Here is an 8,743-nt window from a genome sequence, read left to right as displayed (position 1 = left end):
GGGCTACCCGTGTTTTTTTCTCTGGTTGCGCAACCCTCTTTCCTCCCCCGCCGCTCTTACCATCGGGTGCGGGGCCTCGCGGGGCGGGGGCCGTACGGGCCCGGCCCCGGGCCCGCGGGGGTGCGGTGCCGAGCCCGTGCGGCCCCGGATTCAGCCCATCACCAGGTACCCCGCGTCGCGCAGCCTCGCCGAGACCTCGGCGCAGTGCTCCGGCCCCTTCGTCTCCAGTTGCAGCTCCACCTCGACCTCGGTGAGCCCGAGCCGGGGATCGGTCCGTACGTGGCCGATGTCCAGCACGTTGGCGTCGACCTCGGTGAGCGCGGCCAGCAGACCGGCCAGGGCGCCGGGGCGGTCGGCCAGCCGCAGCCGCAGGCTCAGGTAGCGGCCGGCCGCCACCATGCCGTGGGTCAGGACGCGCTGCATCAGCAGCGGGTCCACGTTGCCGCCGGAGAGCAGCGCGACCACCGGCCCGTGGAACGACTTCGGGTCGCTCAGCAGCGCCGCGACCGGGCTCGCGCCGGCCGGTTCCACCACCAGCTTCGCCCGCTCCAGGCAGAGCAGCAGCGCACTGGACAGCTCGTCCTCGGAGACCGTACGGACCTCGTCGACCAGCTCCCTGACCAGCTCGAACGGCACGTCGCCGGGGCGCCCCACCTTGATCCCGTCCGCCATCGTGGTCGGCGAGTCGATCGACACCGGGTGGCCCGCGGCCAGCGACGGCGGGTAGCAGGCCGCGCCCGCCGCCTGCACCCCGACGATCCGCACGTCGGGCCGGACCGCCTTGACCGCCACCGCGATGCCCGCCGCGAGACCGCCGCCGCCGACGCCCACGACGATGGTGCGCACCTCGGGGCACTGTTCGAGGATCTCCAGGCCCACCGTGCCCTGCCCGGCGATGATGTCGGGGTGGTCGAAGGGGTGGATGAAGACCGCGCCGCTCTCCCGCGCGTACTCCTGGGCCGCCGCGAGCGTCTCGTCGACGACGTGGCCGTGCAGCCGGACCCGCGCCCCGTACTGGCGGGTGGCGGCCACTTTCGGCAGCGGCGCCCCGACCGGCATGAAGACCGTCGACCGTACGCCGAGCAGCGAAGACGCGAGTGCGACACCCTGCGCATGGTTTCCGGCGCTCGCGGCGACGACCCCGGACGCCCGCTCCACCGGGGACAGGCCCGCGATCCGTACGTACGCGCCCCGCAGTTTGAACGACCCGGTCCGCTGGAGGTTCTCGCACTTGAGGTGGACCGGCGCGCCCACGAGCCCGGTCAGATGGCGGCTGCCCTCCATGGGAGTCGTCCTGGCCACGCCGGAGAGCATCTTCTGCGCCCCCCGGACGTCGTCGAGGATCAGGGGAGGGAAGCGGCCGGTGACGCGGAAGTCCATACCGCAAGTCTGGCAGCTCGCCACGGCACCGCCCGCGATGTCCCGGCCCCTTCCGGGCCGTTGTCCCCGGGTTTGCGTGCCGCTGGTACGCGGTCCACGGGTTTGCGCAGCGCCGGTACGCGTTGCCCCGGGGCCGCGTACTCTGTCCCCCACCCATCCGACACCGCACGAAGAGAGCCCCCGGCCATGCCCCCTCAGGACATGACGACAGCTGCGTCTCCTTCCGGGGGCGCCGCCCCCGAATCCACGGGTTCCGACCACGTCCTCGATGCGCTGCAGCACCAGGTCGCGGTATTCGCCCGCCGTGCCGAGCAGACCCGCCTCGGCGGTGTCGGCCAGGTGCGCAATTCCATGGACCGGGCCGCCTACCTGCTGCTCAACCGGCTGGACCGGGAAGGTCCGATGGGCGTCAAGGCACTCGCCGCGGGCATGGGCATCGACTCCTCGACGGTCACCCGGCAGGTCGCGCCGCTCGTCGACACCGGCCTGGTCAAGCGCACCTCGCACCCCGAGGACGGCCGGGCCGTGGTGCTCCAGCTGTCGCCGCGCGGCCAGGCCCGGCTCGACGAGGTCCGCAGCTCCCGGCGCGAACTCATGACGCAGGTGACGGACGGCTGGACGGCCGAGGAGCGCGAGACGTTCTGCACGCTGCTCACCCGGTTCAACGCCTCGCTGGCCGCCCGCCAGGCCGCGCACCAGGCGCCCCCGGCCGGCTGAACGCGCCGCGCCCGGCCGTTCACCACGGGCCCGTTGCGGCCGTCCCGCGGCGGAAGCGTCGCGTCCGCCGCGGGGCTGCCGCAACCGGCACGGCCGACCCGTGCACGCCTCTTGACCCGGGGCCCCCGCAGCGGCTCGTATGTGGATTGTGCGAGAGCGCCAGATGGGCCGGGAGCGGCGCCGAGCCCAGGAATTCGAGGCATTCGTGGCGGGCGCGGCCGGCCGCCTGCTGCACACGGCCACGCTGCTCACCACCGAGCCCCTGCGACCGCCCGGCGCCAATCCCCGCGCCCGGCGGATGCTCACGGCCGCGCTGGCGCGCACCTACGCCCGGTGGGAACGGCTGCGCGGCGAGGACCCGTACGACCGTGCCCGGCGCGAACTGGTCGTCCGGTTCGCCCACGAGGTCTGGCGGCACCACCGGCCGCGCGGCGGACCGCTGGACGCGCTGACCCCGCAGGAGCGCCTCGTCCTCGTGCTGCGGCTGTACGAGGGGGTCGCGGAGGAACAGGCCGCGGCGCTGCTCGGCCTGCCGGTGGAGCGGGTGCGGGCGGTCTGCAACCGCGCGGTGGCCACGATGCGCGGCACCCGCAGGCCCACGGAGCGGTGGGGACTGCCGCCCGGCCCGCTGAGGGTGGCGCCATGAGCCGCAGCGAGGACCGCGAGGACGAGGTCCGGCGGATGCTGGACGGCCCGCATCCGCAGGTACCGGCCGATCTGGCACAGCGGGCGGCGGAACGGGGCGGCAGGCTGCTGCGCCGGCAGCTGTTCGCCCGCCGGGTGCTGTTCCTGGTGGGGTGTGCCGCGGTGGTGGCCTTCGCGGTCTGGGCGTCCGTCGTGCATCCGTGGGAGGTGCCCCCGGCGGAGACCACACCGAGCGGGGGCTGGTGAGCCCGGGACGCGGGCCGACGGGTGCCGGACGGGGGCGGACTACCCTGGAAGCCGCAGTACGCGAAACCGGCGGGATCGGCCGAGGAGGCTGCCATGACCAGGAAGATCGCCGACTGCCGAAAGCATCCGAGCGTGTCGCACTGCTCGCTCACCATCGCGGGTGAGGAGGAGGAAGTCGTACGGGCGGCGGCGGAACACGCGGTCTCCGTCCACGAGCACACCGACGGTCCCGAACTGCGCGAGCAGATCCGGGCCTCGCTGGAGGACGAGAGGGCCGGCGTCTGACCGGCCCGCGCCGACGGGCACTGCGGGAGGACCGGCACTGCGGGAGGACGGGCGCTGCGGGAGGACCGGCACTGCGGGAGAGCGGGTGCGCCCGGTCGTCCGGCCGCACCCGCTCCCGTTCCCGCTCGCGTCGACTAGCCGAGCGCCTGCGTCAGGTCGGCCAGCAGGTCGTCGGCGTTCTCGATGCCGACGGAGATCCGGACGAGGTCGGCCGGCACCTCCAGCGGGGAGCCCGCGGCGGAGGCGTGCGTCATGCGGCCGGGGTGCTCCACCAGCGACTCGACGCCGCCGAGGGACTCACCGAGGGTGAACAGCTGGGTCCGGTTGCAGACCTGGACCGCCGCCTCCTCGCCGCCCTCGACCCGGAAGGACACCATGCCGCCGAACGCCTTCATCTGCTTGGCGGCGATCTCGTGGCCCGGGTGCTCGGGCAGCCCCGGGTAGAGGACCTGGGACACCTTGGGGTGCCGGGTCAGCAGGTCGACGACCTTGGCGGCGTTCTCGCTGTGCCGGTCCATGCGGACCGCGAGGGTCTTGATGCCGCGCAGCACCAGCCAGGCGTCGAACGGTCCGGCGACCGCGCCCATGGCGTTCTGGTGGTACGCCAACTGCTCGGCCAGTTCCGGGTCGTCGACGACCAGCGCACCGCCGACGACGTCCGAGTGGCCGCCCATGTACTTCGTCATGGAGTGCACCACCACGTCGGCGCCCAGGGCCAGCGGCTGCTGGAGGTAGGGGCTGGCGAAGGTGTTGTCGACGACCAGGCGCACGCCCGCCGCACGGGCCACCCCGGCGACCGCGGCGATGTCGGTGATGCCGAGCAGCGGGTTGGACGGGGTCTCCACCCAGATCGCCTTGGTGCGCGGGGTGATCGCGGCCCGTACCGCGGCCACGTCCGAGGTGTCGGCGACCGAGAAGTCCACGCCCCACCGCGAGACGACCTTCGCGAACAGCCGGAAGGTGCCGCCGTAGGCGTCGTTGGGGATGACCACGTGGTCACCGGGGGTCAGCAGGGTGCGGAGCAGGCAGTCCTCGGCGGCGAGACCGGAGGCGAAGGCGAGGCCGCGACGGCCGCCCTCCAGGGCCGCGAGGTTTTCCTCCAGGGCGGTACGGGTCGGGTTGGCGCTGCGGCTGTACTCGTAGCCGCCGCGCAGCCCGCCCACTCCGTCCTGTTTGTACGTGGAGACCTGATAAATGGGCGGGACGACGGCGCCGGTGAGGGGATCGGCGGTGTTTCCCGCGTGGATCGCGAGGGTTTCGAAGCTGTGCTGGTCGCTCATGGGGCCCGAGCGTAGTTCGTCGCGAGGGCCCTGGCCGGAGTACTCGGCCGTCCGGTGACAATGGGGGCATGGAGATTCTCTGGTTCCTGATCGCACTGTGCATGCTCGCGGCGGTCTTCGGCCCCTTCGTGCTGCGCCGGCGCGGCGGCATCCGGCAGGTCGCGCCCGGTTCCCCGGACGCCGCCGACCCGGACGCGTACGGCTTCGTGCGGCAGGAGGACCTGGACATCCGGCTGCCGGGCCCGGACCAGGATCTGCTGGACGTGATCGAGGTCGTGCAGCGTTCCCAGGACTGGCGGGCGGCCTCGCAGCTGCTGGCCGGTACGCCGAAGGAGGGCGAGGTGCGGTGGCAACGGGTGCAGGCGTTCGCCGGCGCGGCCTCGCTGGAGCTGGCGCAGCAGCCGGGCGTCGGGGGTGCGTGGCTGCGCGCGTGGCGGGCCGAGGCACCGAAGGACGCGGGCGGCGCGGCGGTGCACGCCGAGTTCCTGGTGCAGCAGGCGTGGCGTTCGTCGACCGCGGGGACGGACGACTTCCGGATCATCCTGGAGGAGGCCCGTACGGTCTGCGGCGAGGCGGCGCTGCTGGCGCCGGGCGACCCGGTGCCGTACGTCGTCGAACTGGCCGTGGCCCGCGGACTGGGCTACTCCCACGAGGAGTTCGACCGGCTCTGGGCGAAGGTGATCGACCGGGCCCCGGCCCACATGGGCGCGCACATCGCGGCGCTGCACTACTGGTGCGAGAAGTGGCACGGCTCGCGCGAGGAGGCCGAGCGCTTCGCCACGACGGCCGCCGCCCGCGCCCCGCAGGGCTCCCTGCTGGCCGCGCTGCCGCTCTTCGCGCTGTACGAGCACCTGCCCGAGGTCAATCTGGTGCAGGGCTTCTACCGGAGCGCGACGGTGACCAAGGCGGTCGAGGGCGCCCTGTTCGCGGTCCACTCGGCCCGCCCCGACGACCCGATGCTGGCGCACGTGCGTCACCTGCTGGTGCTGTTCCTGGTCCGGATGGAGCGCTGGTCGGAGGCGATGGACCAACTCGTCCGCATCGACGGCCACGTGGGCGCCCTGCCCTGGACCCAGGGCCCCGACCCGGCCGCCGAGTACACCGTCTACCGCGCCCTGGCGGTGGCCGGCTACGAGGCGAACGGCGGCAGCCCGGCGACGCTGCCGCGGTAGCGGCGGGGCAGCCCCTCCGTGAGCAGAAACCGCGGGCGTCCCCGGGCGGGGCGTGAGAAGGTGCGGTTCGTCTCTGCGGAGGGGGAGTCATGGGGCTGGTCTACGGATACGACATCTATCTGCCGCCCCGGAACGTCGCCGGGGCGCTGAGGGAGTTGGCAGCGTTGGCGCCGCCGGGGCGGGTCGTGCCGCCGCTCGACGTCACGCTGCCCGGTGGTGACCGGGTCGTCCTCCCGTTCACGTCGGACTTCAGGAGCGAGCCGGTCGACCGTTCCGCGGGCGGGACGCTCGATCTCGACACGTCCCTGTTGTTCGGCGCCGACGACGTGGTGCGCGCGTACGCGGAGGAGCACTACCTCGCGCCCGAGGAGGACGGGCGGGTCAGGATCGGGTACGTCTATCTGACGGTCCGGTTCGAGTCCTTGCCCCATCCCCGATACGCGTCACTGGAGTTCTGGGCGGCGACATCGGCGATGAGCCGCTTGTTCGCGCGGTCGACCCGGGTCAGGGAGATGTTCACCGACCTCACCGCCGCCGTGGGCGGGGTGTGCTGTCTGTTCGACACCGGTGACGGCGGGCCCGAGCAGGTGTGCTGGCTCAACGGCGCACCCAGCCGGGAGATGGTCTCCGGACCGGTCTTCCCGGATCTGGAGGCCGTCGTGGCGACCTGGCCCGACCCCGACCGGTGAGCCCGGCCCCGGCCCGTGATGAGCCCGGCCCCGGCCGGTGGGGTCCCGGGCCGGGGTCCGGGGGCGCGGGCGGGATCGGGTCAGCGGCCGAGGGCGTGGCGCAGGGTGAGGCCGTGGCGGGTCCTGAGGCGTCGCAGTTCCCAGAGGCTCACCGCCGTGACCGACAGCGGGCCGCCGAGGACCGCCGCGAGCCGCACCGGCAGGGGGGCACCGTCGTAGGTGTTCGAGATCAGGTCCACGATCGCGAGTTCCCAGACCAGGACGGTCGCGATGATCGGGGGCAGTACCTCGTGGATGTCGGCGGTGCGGAACACGTGCGTCACCGACAGGGCGGCACCGTAGGGCACGAACACGAGCCCCCACAGCGCCAGGACGGCGAGGAAGAGCTGGTACAGGATGTTCAGGTAGTCGGCCCCGGTCGGGTGCTCGGACATCTGTCCGAAAGGACCGCCGGTCAGGGTGCCGGCGGTGACCAGGACGAAGTACAGGAGCGTGCCGCCCAGGGCCAGCAGCGCCCCGAGCGGTTTCAGCGCCCGCCGCAGGTACAGGCGTCGGTGGTGCGGACGGCTCGCGACGACGAACGCGCCGACGACGACCGGGAACGTGGCCGCCAGCAGAGCGGCGGAGTCCGCGACCTGATCGAGCCGCTGCATGGCCACGGACTTGGTGTCCGAGGCGATCCGGAACGCCACCAGGATCCACACCATCGCGGCGAGACCGACCACCATGCGCAGGATCTGGATCCTCCGCACCGTCGGGTCGTCCACCCGGTCGGGCCGCGACGGCCTGCACACCTGGCGTCCGGCCATGATCGGGTTGAGCATCCGGAACACCCGCCGCAGCCGTGACGGCGGTCGCGGCGGCACGGGCTGCGGTACCCAACCGGGCTGCGGGCCGCCCGGTCCCCAGCCGGGCTGCGGGCCACCGCCCGGCGGCCATCCCGGTTGCGGTCCCCACCCCGGCTGCGGACCGCCGCCACCGGGCGGCCATCCCTGCGGCGGCACTCCCGGGCCCTGGGGCTGCGGCGGCCACCCGGGCTGCCCTCCGGCCGGCTGCGGGCCACCGCCGTACGGCCCCCACGGACCCGGTCCAGCGCTCATCGTCGTCCCCCGAAATTGTCACCGTGGCAATTTTTCGTCCCGACCATACGCCGCCGGTTCCCGTGGACGCAGTCGGACGGGCACCCCTCGCGACCCGATCGTGTGTGCCGTCGTCCGGGCGCCCGAATGCCCGGGCCGAATGTCCGGATACCCGGATGCCCAGGGGTCCGGATGCCCAGGGGGCCGGATGCCCGGATGCCCGTGCACGGCCCCGTCGGGTATTCGTTTCCCACCGGGGCCGCCCCGTGCGAGGGTTCTGCGGTGACTGCCTCCCTTCATGACTCCTCCCGCGAACTCGCCCTGCTGCGCTGGCAGTTCGATCTGACCTGGTCGCTCTTCGAGTACCACCTGGAGCGGATCGAAGCCGACGACTTCCTGTGGGAACCGGCCGCCGAGTGCTGGACGCCGCGTCCGGCCGCCGACGGGACATGGACGGTGGACTGGGCGGAGACCGAGCCCGATCCCGTTCCCGTTCCGACCATCGGCTGGCTGAGCTGGCACATCGGCTGGTGGTGGGGTGTGGCCACGGATCACGCCCGGGGGCGGGTGCCCCGGGAGCGGGAGGACGTCGTCTGGCCCGGCCCGGGGAAGCCGACGGTCGAGTGGCTGCGCGGTCTGCGCGAGGACTGGCTGGCGGCGCTGGACCGGCTCACCGGCGCCGACCTGGAGGCCACCGCCGCGTTCCCGCAGCAGGGCGATCCCCGGTACACCGTCGCCCACATGATCGCCTGGGTCAACGCCGAACTGATGAAGAACGTCGCGGAGATCGGACAGCTCCGCCTACAGCGGGTCGTGGGCCGGCCCCGCGCCTGACCGTCGTCCCCGAACGGCTCCGGGTCAAGCGAGCCGTGCCCGCAATTCCCCGTGGGTGTGACCGCCCTTCGGGCCATGCACGGTTCCGCGATCTCGTCCCGCCCCGACGGGGCTGCGGAGCACCATAAAACAAAACGTCAATTTTCAGACCTTTTTATGGGCCAGTAGGGATAACTGCCCGTTTCTCCGCCCTCGTTTTCGCCGACCCATCAGATGCACATCCGCGTGGGAAGGAACGAAGGGAACGAGACGACATGGCTCATTGGCAGAAGATTCCCGGAGGGCTCTCGGCGATCTCGGCCGGGTCCAGGACCAATGTCTGGGGCGTCAACGCCAACGGGAACATCTACCGGTTCACCAACGACGACGCCAACCCCTGGGTCCGGATCCCCGGCGGCCTCACCGACATCGGCGCA

General features: G+C 72.9%; 11 protein-coding genes. 8 read left to right on the top strand and 3 right to left on the bottom strand.

The window, feature by feature from the left end:
- Nucleotides 1–150: 150 nt before the first annotated feature.
- Complete coding sequence (gene ilvA, locus ABZZ04_RS36975) at nt 151–1,380, bottom strand: threonine ammonia-lyase (protein ID WP_356936631.1); 1,230 nt, start codon at nt 1,378–1,380, stop codon at nt 151–153.
- Nucleotides 1,381–1,566: 186 nt separating this feature from the next.
- Here ilvA and ABZZ04_RS36970 point away from each other — a divergent pair, with 186 nt between their 5' ends.
- From ABZZ04_RS36970 to ABZZ04_RS36955, 4 genes are all read left to right on the top strand, one after another.
- On the top strand, nt 1,567–2,097 hold the full coding sequence (locus ABZZ04_RS36970) for a MarR family transcriptional regulator (RefSeq protein ID WP_356936630.1): 531 nt from the start codon (nt 1,567–1,569) through the stop codon (nt 2,095–2,097).
- A 148-nt stretch (nt 2,098–2,245) separates the two neighbouring features.
- Nucleotides 2,246–2,743: a sigma factor-like helix-turn-helix DNA-binding protein gene (locus ABZZ04_RS36965; protein ID WP_356936629.1), complete on the top strand. Its 498-nt coding sequence runs from the start codon at nt 2,246–2,248 to the stop codon at nt 2,741–2,743.
- Nucleotides 2,740–2,988 carry a hypothetical protein gene (locus ABZZ04_RS36960; RefSeq protein ID WP_356936628.1) on the top strand — a complete coding sequence of 83 codons (249 nt, stop codon included), beginning with the start codon at nt 2,740–2,742 and terminating at the stop codon, nt 2,986–2,988. Before ABZZ04_RS36965 ends, ABZZ04_RS36960 begins: the two co-directional genes overlap by 4 nt.
- A gap of 93 nt (nt 2,989–3,081) precedes the next feature.
- The gene (locus ABZZ04_RS36955) at nt 3,082–3,273 is read left to right on the top strand and encodes a DUF1059 domain-containing protein (protein ID WP_356936627.1); all 192 of its coding nucleotides are present in this window, start codon (nt 3,082–3,084) and stop codon (nt 3,271–3,273) included.
- Between the two features lie 134 nt (nt 3,274–3,407).
- Here the strand turns inward: ABZZ04_RS36955 and ABZZ04_RS36950 are convergent, their stop codons facing one another.
- Nucleotides 3,408–4,553, bottom strand: coding sequence for a cystathionine gamma-synthase (locus ABZZ04_RS36950; RefSeq protein WP_356936626.1), 1,146 nt, complete (start codon nt 4,551–4,553; stop codon nt 3,408–3,410).
- 68 nt (nt 4,554–4,621) lie between these two features.
- On the opposite strand from ABZZ04_RS36950, the gene ABZZ04_RS36945 reads away from it, so the two are divergent.
- Together ABZZ04_RS36945 and ABZZ04_RS36940 are read left to right on the top strand one after the other, a co-directional pair.
- Nucleotides 4,622–5,725 carry a hypothetical protein gene (locus tag ABZZ04_RS36945; protein WP_356936625.1) on the top strand — a complete coding sequence of 368 codons (1,104 nt, stop codon included), beginning with the start codon at nt 4,622–4,624 and terminating at the stop codon, nt 5,723–5,725.
- Nucleotides 5,726–5,814: 89 nt separating this feature from the next.
- Complete coding sequence (locus tag ABZZ04_RS36940) at nt 5,815–6,414, top strand: hypothetical protein (protein ID WP_356936624.1); 600 nt, start codon at nt 5,815–5,817, stop codon at nt 6,412–6,414.
- Between the two features lie 80 nt (nt 6,415–6,494).
- Here the strand turns inward: ABZZ04_RS36940 and ABZZ04_RS36935 are convergent, their stop codons facing one another.
- A complete protein-coding gene (locus ABZZ04_RS36935; protein WP_356936623.1) occupies nt 6,495–7,238 on the bottom strand; it encodes a hypothetical protein in 744 nt (247 codons plus the stop codon).
- Between the two features lie 537 nt (nt 7,239–7,775).
- On the opposite strand from ABZZ04_RS36935, the gene ABZZ04_RS36930 reads away from it, so the two are divergent.
- Together ABZZ04_RS36930 and ABZZ04_RS36925 are read left to right on the top strand one after the other, a co-directional pair.
- Nucleotides 7,776–8,327, top strand: a complete 552-nt coding sequence (locus ABZZ04_RS36930; RefSeq protein WP_356936622.1) for a DinB family protein — start codon at nt 7,776–7,778, stop codon at nt 8,325–8,327.
- Nucleotides 8,328–8,581: 254 nt separating this feature from the next.
- Nucleotides 8,582–8,743 (top strand): tectonin domain-containing protein (locus ABZZ04_RS36925; protein ID WP_356936633.1); only part of this gene is annotated, 162 nt, incomplete at its 3' end.

The organism is Streptomyces sp. NPDC006435 (assembly GCF_040612315.1).
Taxonomy (GTDB): domain Bacteria; phylum Actinomycetota; class Actinomycetes; order Streptomycetales; family Streptomycetaceae; genus Streptomyces.
This window is presented reverse-complemented; position numbering and strand designations above follow the sequence as displayed.

Bases quoted from the DNA above. Each gene is read 5' to 3' on its own strand.
- ilvA (WP_356936631.1), bottom strand. From the start codon at position 1,380: ATGGACTTCCGCGTCACCGGCCGCTTCCCTCCCCTGATCCTCGACGAC.
- ABZZ04_RS36970 (WP_356936630.1), top strand. From the start codon at position 1,567: ATGCCCCCTCAGGACATGACGACAGCTGCGTCTCCTTCCGGGGGCGCC.
- ABZZ04_RS36960 (WP_356936628.1), top strand. From the start codon at position 2,740: ATGAGCCGCAGCGAGGACCGCGAGGACGAGGTCCGGCGGATGCTGGAC.
- ABZZ04_RS36955 (WP_356936627.1), top strand. From the start codon at position 3,082: ATGACCAGGAAGATCGCCGACTGCCGAAAGCATCCGAGCGTGTCGCAC.
- ABZZ04_RS36950 (WP_356936626.1), bottom strand. From the start codon at position 4,553: ATGAGCGACCAGCACAGCTTCGAAACCCTCGCGATCCACGCGGGAAAC.
- ABZZ04_RS36945 (WP_356936625.1), top strand. From the start codon at position 4,622: ATGGAGATTCTCTGGTTCCTGATCGCACTGTGCATGCTCGCGGCGGTC.
- ABZZ04_RS36940 (WP_356936624.1), top strand. From the start codon at position 5,815: ATGGGGCTGGTCTACGGATACGACATCTATCTGCCGCCCCGGAACGTC.
- ABZZ04_RS36935 (WP_356936623.1), bottom strand. From the start codon at position 7,238: ATGCTCAACCCGATCATGGCCGGACGCCAGGTGTGCAGGCCGTCGCGG.